This window comes from Catellatospora sp. NPDC049111, from assembly GCF_040648615.1.
Taxonomy (GTDB): Bacteria; Actinomycetota; Actinomycetes; order Mycobacteriales; family Micromonosporaceae; genus Catellatospora; species Catellatospora aurea.
This window is the reverse complement of sequence record NZ_JBEZEB010000002.1, coordinates 417,723-431,501: the sequence shown is the minus strand read 5'-3', so window position 1 is coordinate 431,501 and position 13,779 is coordinate 417,723. Positions and strand designations below refer to the sequence as shown.

Genomic DNA, 13,779 nt, shown 5'->3' with positions numbered 1-13,779 from the left:
GTGCGGTGAACACGCTCTCCGTACGGCATGATCGGCGGGCGCGTGAGGACGCCGGAAGGGGGTGCGCGGCACCGTGGCCGAGGACTTGAAGATCACCGATCGGGTCGTGATTCCCGACAGCGAACTGCGCGAACGCTTCTCGCGCAGCTCCGGCCCCGGTGGGCAGGGGGTCAACACGAGCGACAGCCGAGTGGAGCTGTCGTACGACGTGGAGCGCTCCCACGCCATCCCCGACGAGCTCCGCGACCGCGTCCTCGAACGGCTGGGCCACCGGCTCACCGGCGGGGTGCTCACCATCGCCGCCAGCGAGCACCGCGCCCAGCTCGCCAACCGCGAAGCGGCCCGCGAACGCCTCGCCGCCCTGCTCCGCGAAGCGCTCGCTCCCCCGCCCCCGCCCCGCCGCCCCACCAAGATGAGCAAGGGCGCCAAACAACGCCGCCTACAGGCGAAGAAACACCGCTCCGCCATCAAACAACTCCGCCGCGGCGCCCACGACTGAGGTCAGGCGCGGGTTTGGCGGACGTCGGTGTTGACGGGGGCTTCGACGGCGAGGCGGAGGAAGAGGTCGCAGGCCGTCTGGGCCTGGACGCGGCGCTGGTAGGCACGGCTGGCCACGGCCACCGAGCCGGGGCCCGCCTCCAGCCGCCAGGCCCACGCCAGCCGGCTCACCCGGTGGATCACCGGTTCGGCCTCGGTCGCGGCCGCGCGGACCTCGTCCACGGCGCGCAGGCAGGCGTCGACGTCGGGGAAACCCACACCCGACCGGCCGAGGTCACGGTTGTTGCTGGACAGCAGCCGCCAGGTGACGCCGGCACACGCCCGCTCGTAGAACTCGAACCGAGCGGTCAACGTCATCTCCAGCGGTCGGTGAGCCGATCACTCGACCTTTTCCCGGCAAGATGGACGGATGCTGACTTTCCCGTGAACAGCATGTCCCCAACTGGGCGAAGAGACGGTCACAGGACCTCGCCGCGCAGTTGCGGGAACACCTTGCCCACCTTGCCCAGCAGGTAGTCGCCGTACGTGCCGGTGAAAGCGCGCAGGTCCTGGCCGTCCCAGCGGGGGTGGCCGTCCGCGCCCGCCCGCGCCCGGCCCGGCAGCGGCGGCACCTCGGCCGAGAAGTCGGGGTCGAAGAAGAACGGGAACGACAGCCGCTCGTTGCCGCTGACGTTGCGCACCCGGTGCGGTGTCGAGCGGTACCAGCCGCCGGTCAGCCGGTCCAGCATGTCGCCGATGTTGCAGACGAACGTGCCGGGCACCGGTGGTGCCTCGATCCAGCCGGCCGGCGTACGCACCTGCAGACCGCCGTTGCCGTCCTGGGCCAACAGGGTGAGCAGCCCGTAGTCGGTGTGCTCGCCGACGCCCCAGCCGTCGTCCCCGGCGGGCGACGGCGGGTAGTGGAAGACCCGGAACAGGATCGTCGGGTCGGCCGTGTATCCGCTCGCGAAGTAGTCCTCGGGCAGGTCCAGGCTCACCGCCACCCCTCGCATCACCTCCTGCGCCACCGCGGTCAGCGCCGCCAGATACACCGGCACGACCTCGGCCAGCCCGGGCACCTGCCGGGGGTACAGGTTGGACCCGTGCAGCGGCAGCCCGGCGACCACACGGGGGTCGTCGGCGGACAGCTCCGCGCCGAAGTACAGGCCCTCCTTCAGGTCCGGCCGCCCGGAGGTCAGCTCGCCGCCGACGGGGAAGAAGCCCCGCCAGGCCCGGCCGCCCCGGGCCATGGCGATCTCCGCCTTCACGTCCTCGGACAGTGCGAAGAACTCCCGCGATGCCGCGTCGAGCCGCCGCAGCAGCTCGTCCGGCACACCGTGCCCGGCCAGGTAGAAGAACCCGCTGTCGCGGCACGCCGCGCGGATCCCGGCGGCCACGGCGGCGCGGTCGGCGGACAGGTCGATGATCGGCAGAGAACCACCCATCCGATCATTCTGGCAGCCCGCCGCGGACCGCGCCGCCGCTGCTCAGCCCTGCGCGAGTGCGGTACGGCCGCAGCCGGGCAGCCGGTAGCCGTACAACGCGTCCAGCGGCAGCCGGTAGCCGTCGCCGAGCACGGCCGCGCCGTCGGTCCACAGCAGATCCGTGCCGCGGAAGCACAGCGGCAGGGTGTAACCGTCCGCCGGCAGGTCGATCCGGTGCAGCACGCGGCCGTCCCGGGGCGAGAACATGACCACGGCGGCCACCGTGTCGTCAGGCCCCGCGGGAGACCGCAGGATCTCGATGCCCGCCGTGCCGTCGGGGGCGGCCAGCACCACAGCGATCAGGTCTCGCCTGCCGGTGTCGCCATAGGTGATCTCAAGGGAGACGGCGCTCTCGCCCGCCCGGAGCACCCCGCGCAGGTCCACCGTGAACCGGTGGGCGGCCAGTGTCATCGGATCGACCCGGTCGAGGGTGACCGTGGTGTCGGTGATCCGGTCACCCAGCCGCAGCAGCTCCCCGCTGTCCAGCACCGCTGCCACGGGCCGGGTCAGCTCGGAGGTGGGCAGCACGTACACGGTCCAGTCGGCGGTCCGGACGACCACCTGGCTGCTGTCGCTGTAGCGCGTCACGTGGAGCCAGCTCCCGGAGGGCGACCAGCGGGCCTGGCCGACGGGGTACGGCAGCTCGCGCACGGTGGTCGAGGTCAGCTCACGCGCGACGGTACCCTGCGGCGACGACCAGACCAGCCAACGGCCGTCCGGCGAGAGCACGGGGTCCATCGTGAAGCCGCCGGTCGGCCTCGGCGGCAGCCGGTAGCGCACGCCGTCGCCGCCGAGCAGCTCGTACACCGGGTCGTCCGAGTCCCGCTTCGCCAACAGCAGCGCGCCGCCCTGGACACCTCGGTCGGCAGGCAGGTCGACTCGGGCCTCGCCGGGCGGCACCCGGGTCGGCAGCGGCGTCGCCGGTGAGCGCGACGGGGCCGGGGCGGACGGGCTCGGTGAGGTGGTCACCGGCGGCGGCACGAGCGCGGGGCCGAGCAGGGCGAACCAGATCACGCCCAGCAGTGGCACGGCCACGAGCGCCGTCGCCGCGCCCGCCAGCCGGGTCCGCCGGCGGCGTGCCGTCGCCAGGGCGGCCGGTGCGTCGGCGTACTGCCCGGCCTCCTCGGCGACCAGCGGCAGCGAGCGCCGCAGGTTGGTCAGCGCGAGGTTGGTCTGGCTCTTCACGGTGCCGACCGAGCAGCCCATCGCGGCGGCGGTGTCCGCCTCGGACAGGTCCTCGTAGAAACGCAGCACCAGCACGGCCCGCTGGCGTGGGGCGAGCGTGGCCAGTGCCCTGGTGAGCGCGACCCGCTCCACGACCCGGCCCGGCTCGTCCGGACCGGCCCGCTCGGGCAGCTCGGCCATCGGCCGCGCGGGCCGCCTGCGCCACCACGAGATCTGCTCGTTGACCATGATGCGCCGGACGTACGCCTCCGGCTGGCCGTACTCCCGGATCTGCCGCCACCGCGTCGCGGCCTTGGCCAGCGCGGTCTGCACCAGGTCCTCGGCCGCGTGGTGCTCGCCGGTGAGCACGTACGCCGTACGCGACAGCGCCCCGCCCCGCGCGACGACGAACTCGTGGAAGCCGTCGTATCGGCTCATCCGCCACCTCCACCTCCCCCTACGTGGCAGCGGGCCGGAAGGTTGGGATCATCTCGCCCGGCCGCGGTCACGGCACCATCGAGCTGAGCTGTGTGGAACGGCGGCAGCCCGCGGGCTCCGCGACGCGGTCGAGTTCCATCAGCACCGCCATGCTCTCGGGCACCTGGGCCCGGCGGATGCTCACGAAGTCCGTCCACAGCAGCTCCGCGCCGCGGAAGCACAGCGGGAACGCGATCCGGTCCGCCGGCAGCGAGATCCGGCGCAGCACCCGGCCGTCGACCGTGGAGAACTGCAGCACCGCCACCACCTGGGCAGATCCATGCGGGGCAACGCCGACCACCTCCACCGCCGCCGAACTTCCGGGTGCCGAGAGGACCGACCACCGGTAGATCCATTCCTTGGCCCCGAGCCGGTCGGCCACCTCGACGGTGATCGGGCGCACCGCCCCCGCCCCGAGATCGACCACCTCCAGCGGCGCGGCCGTCGCGGTAGGATCGCCGGCGGGGCGCAGCAGCTCGCCGCTGTCCAGCACGACCTGCGCCGCCCTGCCCCGCAAGCCGGGCGGGACCTCACGAGCCGTCCAGTCGGGCAGGTGGTAGAGCGTCTCGCCACCGAGATACGCGGGCAGCAGGAACCATTCACCGCCGGGTGACCAGAGCGGGGCGCTCGACGTGGGCGACAGCTCACGCACCTGCGTCCCGGTGAGGTCGCGGACCATCGTCGCCGCGGTCGTCGACCAGGTCAGCCACCGCCCGTCCGGCGACAGCGTGGGCGTGCTCACGTAACCCGCTTCCGGCGCCGGCACCGTGTAGTGGCGGCCGTCGACCGTGACCAGCACCGTCCAAGTGCTCGACGACGTCTGGTCGTGGTACACCTGCAGCACCGCCGGTCCGGTGCCGCGGTCGGCGGGCAGCGGCTCGGTCGCGGCCTTCGGGTCGAGCCGGGACGGCAGCGCCGGCAACGGCTTGGCCGGGGTCGGGACGCCGGACGGCGGGTTGGTCACCGGGGGCGGCACGGTGTCGGGGCCGCGCACCGCGTACCACATCAGGCCGGCCAGCAGCGGCACCACGAGCAGCGCGGCCGCCACCGTCCGGCCGGTCCGGCGGCGGCGGGCCAGGGCCAGGGCCGCCGAGCTGTCGGCGTACTCGCCCGCCTGCTCGGCGTAGTGGGGCAGCGCCCGGCGCAGGCGGCCCAGCGCCAGGTGGGTCTGGCTCTTCACGGTGCCGACCGAGCAGCCCATCAGCGCGGCGGTGTCCGCCTCGGACAGGTCCTCGTAGAAGCGCAGCACCACCACGGCACGCTGCCGCGGGGTCAGCGTGGCCAGGGCCTGGCCGAGGGCGACGCGCTCCACGACCCGGCCCGGCTCGTCGGGGCCGGCCCGCTCGGGCACCTCCGCGACCGGCCGCGCGGGCCGCTTGCGCCACCACGAGATCTGCTCGTTGACCATGATGCGCCGGATGTACGCCTCCGGCTGCCCGTAATCCATGATCTGCCGCCACCGGGTCGCCGCCTTGGCCAGCGCGGACTGCACGAGATCCTCCGCCGCGTGGTGCTCGCCGGTCAGCAGGAACGCCGTGCGCGACAGTGCCCCACCGCGCTCGACGACGAACTCGTGGAACCCGTCGTACCTGTCCATCCGCCACCTCCGCCCCCAATACGCGGCAGTGTGGCCGGGGGTTGGAGGTCATCATCCGGTAGCGCGGCGCGCCCTGGTGCCGAGCGAGGCGAAAGAGTTTCGCGTTCGCTATGCTGCCGGTCACATCGCCGTGAATCCAGGGAGTGGCAGCGTGGACGCAGACGTCATCGTGGTCGGGGCCGGGCTGGCCGGGCTCGTGGCCACCGCCGAGCTGGCCGACGCCGGCAAGCGCGTCATCCTGCTCGACCAGGAGCCGGAGGCCTCGCTGGGTGGGCAGGCGTTCTGGTCGTTCGGCGGCCTGTTCCTGGTCGACACCCCCGAGCAGCGGCGCATGGGCATCAAGGACTCCCCCGAGCTGGCCTTGCAGGACTGGCTGGGCAGTGCCGGGTTCGACCGCGAGTGCGACGCCTGGCCGCGCAAGTGGGCGCAGGCGTACGTGGACTTCGCCGCCGGGGAGAAGCGGTCCTGGCTGCACGGGCAGGGGGTGCGTTTCTTCCCCGTGGTCGGCTGGGCGGAGCGGGGCGGGTACCTCGCCGACGGGCACGGCAACTCGGTGCCGCGGTTCCACATCACCTGGGGCACCGGGCCGGGCGTGCTCGCTCCGTTCATCCGCCGGGTCCGCGTCGCGGTGGACAAGGGCCTGGTCACGCTCGCGTTCCGGCACCGGGTCGACGAGCTGACGATGACCGCCGGTGCGGTCGACGGCGTACGCGGCGCGGTGCTGGAGCCCAGCGCGGCCGCCCGGGGCGAGGCCAGCTCGCGTACCGAGGTGGGGGAATTCTCCTACCGCGCGCAGGCGGTGGTCGTGACCTCCGGCGGCATCGGCGGCAACCACGACCTGGTGCGGCGCAACTGGCCGCAGCGGCTGGGCACCCCGCCGCAGCGGCTGCTGTCCGGCGTGCCCGCGCACGTCGACGGCCGGATGCTCGGCATCACCGAGGACGCGGGCGGCAACCTGATCAACCGTGACCGGATGTGGCACTACACCGAGGGCATCGAGAACTGGGCCCCGATCTGGGACCGGCACGGCATCCGGATCCTGCCCGGCCCGTCGTCGCTGTGGCTGGACGCGACCGGCAAGCGGCTGCCGGTGCCGCTGTTCCCGGGCTTCGACACGCTCGGCACGCTGGAGCACATCATGGGCACGGGGCACGAGTACACCTGGTTCGTGCTCACTCAGAAGATCATCGAGAAGGAGTTCGCGCTGTCGGGCTCCGAGCAGAACCCCGACCTGACCGGCAAGAGCGTGCGGCAGGTGCTCAAGCGGGCGCTGCCCGGCGCGCCCGGCCCGGTCGAGGCGTTCAAGCGCAACGGGGCCGACTTCGTCGTCGCGGGCACCCTGGACGAACTGGTCGCGGGCATGAACAAACTGACCGGGCAGGGCCTGCTCGACCTCGCCGAGGTGCGGCGGCAGATCGAGGCGCGCGACCGCGAGCTGACCAACACCTTCACCAAGGACCTGCAGATCACCGCGATCCGCGGGGCGCGCAACTACCGCGGGGACAAGCTGATCCGGGTGGCGACGCCGCACCGGCTGCTGGACCCGAAGGCGGGGCCGCTGATCGCGGTCCGGCTCAACATCCTCACCCGCAAGACCCTGGGCGGGCTGGAGACCGACCTGTCCGGCCGGGTGCTGCGGGCCGACGGCACGCCCCTGCCCGGGGTGTACGCGGCCGGCGAGGTGGCCGGGTTCGGCGGCGGCGGCGTGCACGGCTACCGCTCGCTGGAGGGCACCTTCCTCGGCGGCTGCATCTTCTCCGGCCGCCAGGCGGGCCGCGCCGCCGCCGCGGCCGTGTGACCGGGCCGTGGCCGACCACACCCGGCCACGGCCCTTCCCCTTCGAGCGCGCACCGACCGCCTCCCGCCGGCTCCGCCGCCGCACGGGTTCCCGGCGCGACTGCGCCTGCGGCTGCCCAGCGCAGCGCACGTTGTGCGTTAAGAAGGGCACCTTCTTCTACGCAAAGCGTTAAGAAGGTGCCCTTCCTTTCGCTCACGGCGGGAGAATGCGGGGGTGACGGAGACTGCGGTGGGGGTCGTTGTGGCGACCCGGGACGGGCGGGTGCGGGGGCGGGTCGACGACGGGGTCGCGGTGTTCCTAGGCATCCCGTACGCGGCCGCGCCGTTCGGCGAGCACCGGTTCAAAGGTCCCGCGCCCGTGACGGCGTGGACGGGGGTGCGCGACGCGCTGGCGTACGGGCCGACCGCGCCGAAGGCGCCGTTCCCGCCGCCGATGGACCGGCTGCTGGCCGACCCGTCGATCCCCGGTGACGAGTGCCTGAACCTGAACGTGTGGGCCCCCGCGGGCGCGGCCGGCCGGCCCGTCATGGTGTGGATCCACGGCGGCTCGCTGCGCAACGGGTCGAGCAGCCTGCCCGCGTACGACGGGCGCAACTTCGCCCGCGACGGCGTGGTGCTCGTGTCGATCAACTACCGGCTGGGCATCGAGGGCTTCGGCGTGTTCCCCGACGCACCCGCCAACCTCGGCCTGCGCGACCAGATCGCGGCGCTGACCTGGGTGCGTGACAACATCGCGGCGTTCGGCGGCGACCCCGGCAACGTGACCGTGTTCGGCGAGTCGGCGGGCTCGATCTCCATCGGGGCGCTGCTGACCAGTCCCCACGCGCAGGGTCTGTTCCAGCGGGCGGTGCTGCAGAGCGGGGCCCCGGCCGCGCAGCCACCCGAGGCCGCGGGCCGGTCCACCCGGCTCATCGCCAAGCGGCTGAAGATCCCGGCGACCGCCGAGGCGTTCGCGCAGGTCGACCGGGCCCGGCTGCTCGCCGCGCAGGTCTCGATCACCCGGGGCGGGCCGCCGATCGGCAACGGCAACGGCTTCACCCTGACCGTCGACGGCGACGTACTGCCCCGCGACCCGATGGTCGCGCTGCACGGCGGCGCGGCCGCCGACATCCCGGTGCTGCTGGGCTACAACGCCGAGGAGTACCGGCTGTGGTTCGTGCCGACCGGCCTGGTCGACCGGATCAACCGGCTCACGCTGCGGCTGGCCCTGGCCAAGTTCCGGGTGCGGGCGCGCACCGCACGGGCCTACCGGGCGGCCCGGCCCGAGGCCACGCCGGGCGAACTGCTCGGCGTCATCGCCACCGACCGGCTGCTGCGCCGCCCGCTCAACCTGCTGGCCGACGCCCGACCGGGCGACACCTGGCTGTACGAGTTCGCCTGGCCGTCGCCGGTGGAGCGGCTGGGCGCGTGCCACGCCCTGGAGATCGGCTTCGTCTTCGACACCCTGGGCACGCCCGACGGGCTCCCGCTGTCCGGCCCGAACCCGCCGCAGGAGCTGGCCGACGCCATGCACCGGGCCTGGGTGGACTTCGCGACCACCGGTGACCCGGGCTGGTCCCGCTGGGACCCTTCCCGCCCTGTGATGCGCTTCGACGTGCCCGCCCCGCTGCTCGTCCGCGCCCCCAACGACGACGAGCTGCGTTCCTGGTCCTAGTGGCAGGTCCGGGCCAGCTGGGCGGCGAGCAGGGTGGGGGCCTCGGCGAGGGAGGGTCCGTACCAGGTGAGGTGGCGGCCGGAGACGAGGGCGCAGGGGGTGCCGGGGAAGGCCTCGGGGCCGTCGTCGCCGGTGAAGGCATAGGGCTCGTCGGGCAGCACGATCAGGTCGGCGGCCTGCGCATGCAGGTCGGCGAGAGACGGCCGGGGGTAGCGCTCGGGGTCGTCGGCGTAGACGTTGGCCACGCCGACGCGGCGCAGCACGTCACCGGCGAAGGTGCCGCCGCCCAGCACGATCCACGGCCGCCGCCACACCGGGACGACCGCCCGCCGGGGCGCGGTCGGGGCGGGCAGGGCCGCCCAGGCGGCGCGGGCCGCGGTCAGCCAGTCGGGCTCGCCGGGCGCGCCGAGGGCGGCCAGCAAACGGCCCAGCTCGGCGAGGGCCTCGTCGACGGTGCGCGGGTAGGTGACGTACAGCTCGACGCCCGCGGCGCGCAGCGCGTCGGCGTCCTGCTCGCGGTTCTCCTCGACGTTGACCAGCACCACGTCCGGGCGCAGCGCGAGGATCCGGTCGAGGTCGGGGTACTTGCTGCCGCCCACCCGCGCCACGTCGAGCCCGGCCGGATGTGTGCACCAGTCCGTGGCCCCCACCAGGGCCCCGGGCAGCGTCGCCGCGACGGCCTCGGTCAGCGACGGCACCAGGGAGACGATCCGCATCCGCCGACCCTAGTGCGCGGCCGGGTGCTCGAGGTCGTCGACCAGCCACGGGAACGTCTCCCCGCCGGGCAGCGGTTTGCTGAACAGGTAACCCTGGCCGTAGGGGCAGCCGATGTCGGCGAGGATGTCGCGCTGCTCCTGCGTCTCGATGCCCTCGGCGATGACCTCCAGTCCCAGCGTGTTGGCCAGTCGCACGATGCCCTCCACCAGCGCGCGCTGCTGGGCCGAGAGGGCGATCTCGCCGACGAACGACTTGTCCAGCTTCACCACGTCCAGCGCCATCTGCCGCAGGTAGCTCAGCGACGAGTAGCCGGTGCCGAAGTCGTCGATGGCCACGCGCACGCCCGCCTCCCGCAGCTCGGCCAGGTCGGCCCAGACCTCCTCGTCCTCGTGCAGCAGCAGCGTCTCGACGATCTCCAGCATCATCCGGTGCGCGGGCAGTCCCGCCTCGTCCAACTCGCGCAGCAGGTCGGCGACCACGCCGGGCGTGCGGAACTGGCGGGCTGAGATGTTGATGCTGACGTACGGGCTCAGCCCGGCCCGGGTCGGCCAGCGGGCGGCCGTGGCCAGCGCCTGGCGCACCACCTGCGTGCCGATCGGCACGATCAGGCCGGACTCCTCGGCCAGCCCGATGAATTCGCCGGGGGCCAGGGTGCCCCGACTGGGATGTTCCCAGCGCACCAGCGCCTCGAAGCCGACCGTGCCGCCGCCGGTCAGCCCGACGACCGGCTGGAAGCGCAGGCTGAACTCCTCCTCGGCGACGGCCCGGTCCAGGTCGGCCTTCAGCTGGAGCCGTTCGACAAGCGCCTCGTGCAGGGCCGGCTGGTACCGCCGCCACTGCCCCTTGCCCTCACCCTTGGCCGAGTACAGCGCCAGATCGGCGTGGCGCAGCAGCTCGTCGCCGTCGTGGGCGTGTTTGGTGGTGGCCACGCCGATGCTGGCCCCGGCGGGCACCCGCTGGTCGCCCACCGGCACGGGCGCCGACAGCACCCGTACCACCCGTTCGGCCACCGCCTCGATCGCCCCGGTGCCGGTGGAGTCCTCGATCAGCGCCGCGAACTCGTCGCCGCCCAGGCGGGCGGCGGTGTCGTGCGGGCGCAGCACTGCTTTGAGGCGTTCGGCGACCGCGGTCAGCAACTCGTCCCCGACCGGGTGGCCCATGGTGTCGTTGACGTCCTTGAAGTCGTCGAGGTCGATGAAGAGCACCCCCGCGATGGACCCGTTGCGGCGGGCCCGGTCCACCGCCAGCGTCACCCGGTCGATGAACAGGGCGCGGTTGGCCAGCCCGGTCAGCGAGTCGTGGAACGCCCGGTGGGTCAGCTCCCGCTCCAGCCGCCGGCGCTGCGTGACGTCCCGCAGGGTGATCACCAGTCCGGCGACGGCGGGGTCCTCGCGCAGGTCCCGGCTGGAGACCTCGACCTGCAACCGCCGATCCCCGAAGCCCCAGACGGTCCAGTCCGTGGTCTCGCCGCGCCGCTCCTGGCGGGCCCGCGTGAGGAAGCCCGCGCTGCGCTCGCGCTCCTCCGGGACGACGAGGTCGAGCAGGTGGTTGCCTTCGAGGGCCTCCCGGCCGAACATCGCCGCCGCGGACGGGCTGCAGTAGCGGATCTCGTCGTCACCGCCCACGATCATGATCACGTCGGCGGTGTTGTGCACCAGCGCCCGGAAGTAGGCCTCGCTGTCACGCCGGTTGACCTCGTCGTTCAGCATGATCCGGGACAGCGCCAGCGCCGCCTGCAGGGCGAGCACCTCCATCGTGCCCTGCAGTGTGTGCAGCACGTCCTCCTCGGCCGCGATCAGCAGCGTGCCGATGCTGTGCCCGCCCGAGGTGCCGTCGGCGGGCGCGAGCGGGCAGCTCAGCACGGTGTCGAAGCCAGCCAGCTCGTCGGCGTGCTCCGCCGGCAGCTCGCCGGTGCGGCACAGCACCGCGGGCCGGGGGCCGTCGCGCGGCGGCTGCGCGACCGGGGCCTGCTCGTTGCCCTCGACGGCAAGGATCACCCGGTGCTCGGCGTGGCTGGGCATCAGGTTGGTGGCGGTGTCGCGTACGACGTCGGAGACCTGGGCGATGTCGGTGGCCGCCACCATGCTCACACCGGCCTCGCGCAGCAGCCGCTCGCGGGCCAGCGCCTGCCGGTGGATGCGCATGGCGTCCAGCAGCCGGATCAGCACCAGCACGAACATCGCGATGCAGAGCAGCGCGATGCCCTCGGCGTTGCGCACCGGCCCGCGCAGTGCCTGAAAGAGCAGCACCATCGGCGGGATGAACGAGGACAGCCCCAGCACCACCACGCGCCGGCCGCTGAGCTCGGCGGTCGGCGCGGGCCGGGGCTCGGTCAGCCAGACCATCGAGGGCAGCAGCGCGGCCAGGCCCCAGCCCCAGTAGAGCAGCATCCAGCCGACGTCGAGCGAGCCGCCGATGTGCCAGAAGCCGTCGAGGCGGGCCAACAGGTGCAGGTTGTCGCTGACGAACATGCCGATGCCGCCCGCGGCCAGCAGCGCCACCGGCGCGCTCCAGCGCGCGACCAGCACGATCCGCACCACCATGGCCAGCAGCAGCAGGTCGGCCAGCGGGTAGGCGACCGCGGCGATCTGGTCCAGTGCCGTCAATCCGGGCGTACGGAAGCGCGGCTCGATGATGAACATCCAGGCGAGCAGGCCCAGGCCCAGGATCAGGGTCACCCCGTCGAGCACTCCGGCCCGGTCGCGCATCGCCCAGCCGGACCTGGCCAGGCCCATCAGGCCCAGGCTCATCACGATGAACATCGCCAGGTAGATCATGTCGACTATGAGGGGCACGTCGTAGGGCGCCATGTAGTCGCTGTTGAGCACGGCGGAGAACAAGTCCCCGACCACGAACAGCACCAGCGCCCCGCAGAGCAGCCACCAGGGGCGGGGCCGACGGGGCCGGTTGCGGCGCACGCCGTAGGCGATCGCGGCCGCGCCGCTCAGCCCGAGCGCGGCCCACAAACCCACCTGCCACGGCCTGATGACGTAATAAAGCACGCCAAGCAGCACCATCCAGGCTGTGAAGAGCACTGAAACGGCGCGAGACGACACAATTCCCTCCGGTTAACACTATTACGCAGCTGGTTCCCTGACGTGGCAACGCGAAAACCAACGATTCGGGCAAAGCGGCGCACGATCGTCGATCGTTTTGAGTGGCCCCCGCGAGACCGGGTACTCTGACCGCCTGCCCCCACGGCACCGAGGCTGTCTCACATAAAGATCTGCCGAAGCCACCGTCGCGCATCCCCGACGACGGCACGGCCGCCCGGCCCGCTGCTCCCCCAGCAGCGCCGCGGCACGCCGGTCCGTCCGCGCGGCAACGACGGAAGGAAGCACCTCCGTGACCCCCACCGCGCCCCGACCACGACGACGACGCGCCGCCTACCTCACGCTGCTGCTGGCCGCCGTGTTCCTGGTGGTGAGCGGGCTGTCGCCGGCGGCGCCCGCGTTCGCGGAGCCCAACGAGGGCAGCTCCCAGTCGCTCAAGCAGCTGCGCGAGAACCTGGAGGTCGCGGCCAAGGGCTATCTGGAGGCGCAGGCGGCGCTCGACGCGGCCGAAGCCTCGCAGAAGGCGCTGACCACCGAGCTGCTCTCGGCCGAGGCCGACCTGGAGCGGCTGCGGGTGTTCGTCGGCCAGTACGCGTCGGAGGCCTACAAGACCGGCCGGCTCGGCATGGTCAGCCTCATGGTCAACGGAACCGACCCGGGCTCCCTGCTGGCCAAGGCCAACGCCATGGACCGGATGACCCAGCGCGACGAGGCCCGCATGCGCGACTTCCGCACGCGCAAGCAGGAGGTCACCGCGAAGAAGGCCGCGATCGACATCCAGCTGAAGCTGCAGCAGGACGCGGTCAAGGAGATGGAGAAGCGCAAGAAGGCCGCCGACCAGGCCCTGCGCGCGGTCGACGGGCGCAGCTCCAGCGGCTACATCAACCCCAACTCCCCCCTGGCCAAGCCCGCCCCGCGCAACTCCGACGGATCCTGGCCCAGCGAGGGCTGCACGATCAAGGACCCGACCACCAGCGGCTGCATCACCCCGCGCACCCTGTGGGCGATGAACCAGGCCAAAGCCAACGGCTTCAAGCGCTACGTCTCCTGCCACCGCTCCGGCGGCGGCGGCGAGCACCCCAAGGGCCGGGCCTGCGACTTCGCCTCGGCCACCGGCGGCTTCACCAACTACTCCGCCAGCGGCGGCGACCGCACCTACGGCAACAACCTGGCCTCGTTCTTCATCAAGAACGCCAGCCGGCTCGGGGTCATGTACGTGATCTGGTACTGCAAGATCTGGATCAACGGCGCCTGGAAGACCTACGACTCGGCCGGCTCCAACTGCGGCGACAACCCCGCCGGGGACCATACCAACCACGTGCATCTGTCCATGCTGTGATCGGCGCACAGGGGGCGCTC

Annotated in this window: 8 protein-coding genes and 2 pseudogenes; 4 read left to right on the top strand and 6 right to left on the bottom strand. The window is 72.9% G+C overall.

Features of this window, described 5'->3' with window-relative positions; all coding sequences use genetic code 11:
• Nucleotides 1–73: 73 nt before the first annotated feature.
• Nucleotides 74–499, top strand: a complete 426-nt coding sequence (gene arfB, locus AB0B66_RS04505) for an alternative ribosome rescue aminoacyl-tRNA hydrolase ArfB (protein WP_360522756.1) — start codon at nt 74–76, stop codon at nt 497–499.
• A gap of 2 nt (nt 500–501) precedes the next feature.
• Here the strand turns inward: arfB and AB0B66_RS04500 are convergent, their stop codons facing one another.
• The 4 genes and pseudogenes from AB0B66_RS04500 to AB0B66_RS04485 all read right to left on the bottom strand — a co-directional run.
• A complete protein-coding gene (locus tag AB0B66_RS04500) occupies nt 502–849 on the bottom strand; it encodes a hypothetical protein (RefSeq protein ID WP_360522753.1) in 348 nt (115 codons plus the stop codon).
• A gap of 107 nt (nt 850–956) precedes the next feature.
• A complete protein-coding gene (locus AB0B66_RS04495) occupies nt 957–1,922 on the bottom strand; it encodes a 2-oxoglutarate and iron-dependent oxygenase domain-containing protein (protein WP_360522750.1) in 966 nt (321 codons plus the stop codon).
• A 1,182-nt stretch (nt 1,923–3,104) separates the two neighbouring features.
• Nucleotides 3,105–3,563 (bottom strand): annotated as a pseudogene (locus tag AB0B66_RS04490) (SigE family RNA polymerase sigma factor); the annotation flags it as partial.
• 1,177 nt (nt 3,564–4,740) lie between these two features.
• A pseudogene (locus AB0B66_RS04485) lies at nt 4,741–5,199 on the bottom strand (SigE family RNA polymerase sigma factor); the annotation flags it as partial.
• A gap of 151 nt (nt 5,200–5,350) precedes the next feature.
• On the opposite strand from AB0B66_RS04485, the gene AB0B66_RS04480 reads away from it, so the two are divergent.
• Both AB0B66_RS04480 and AB0B66_RS04475 read left to right on the top strand, forming a co-directional pair.
• A complete protein-coding gene (locus AB0B66_RS04480; protein ID WP_360522747.1) occupies nt 5,351–6,997 on the top strand; it encodes an FAD-binding dehydrogenase in 1,647 nt (548 codons plus the stop codon).
• A gap of 228 nt (nt 6,998–7,225) precedes the next feature.
• Nucleotides 7,226–8,650, top strand: a complete 1,425-nt coding sequence (locus AB0B66_RS04475; protein WP_360522744.1) for a carboxylesterase family protein — start codon at nt 7,226–7,228, stop codon at nt 8,648–8,650.
• Here AB0B66_RS04475 and AB0B66_RS04470 read toward each other — a convergent pair.
• Both AB0B66_RS04470 and AB0B66_RS04465 read right to left on the bottom strand, forming a co-directional pair.
• Entirely contained in the window at nt 8,647–9,366 is a 720-nt protein-coding gene (locus AB0B66_RS04470) for a helical backbone metal receptor (RefSeq protein ID WP_360522741.1), read from the bottom strand. The two genes, AB0B66_RS04475 and AB0B66_RS04470, sit on opposite strands and share 4 nt — an antisense overlap.
• A 9-nt stretch (nt 9,367–9,375) precedes the next feature.
• Nucleotides 9,376–12,384, bottom strand: coding sequence for an EAL domain-containing protein (locus tag AB0B66_RS04465; RefSeq protein WP_360522738.1), 3,009 nt, complete (start codon nt 12,382–12,384; stop codon nt 9,376–9,378).
• Between the two features lie 328 nt (nt 12,385–12,712).
• Between AB0B66_RS04465 and AB0B66_RS04460 the strand changes: the two genes are divergently transcribed.
• Nucleotides 12,713–13,759: a hypothetical protein gene (locus AB0B66_RS04460; protein WP_360522735.1), complete on the top strand. Its 1,047-nt coding sequence runs from the start codon at nt 12,713–12,715 to the stop codon at nt 13,757–13,759.
• Nucleotides 13,760–13,779 lie beyond the last annotated feature (20 nt).

What these genes read in the sequence shown, in the direction of transcription:
- AB0B66_RS04495 (WP_360522750.1), bottom strand. Translation starts at nt 1,922, where the DNA reads ATGGGTGGTTCTCTGCCGATCATCGACCTGTCCGCCGACCGCGCCGCC.
- AB0B66_RS04470 (WP_360522741.1), bottom strand. Translation starts at nt 9,366, where the DNA reads ATGCGGATCGTCTCCCTGGTGCCGTCGCTGACCGAGGCCGTCGCGGCG.
- AB0B66_RS04465 (WP_360522738.1), bottom strand. Translation starts at nt 12,384, where the DNA reads ATGGTGCTGCTTGGCGTGCTTTATTACGTCATCAGGCCGTGGCAGGTG.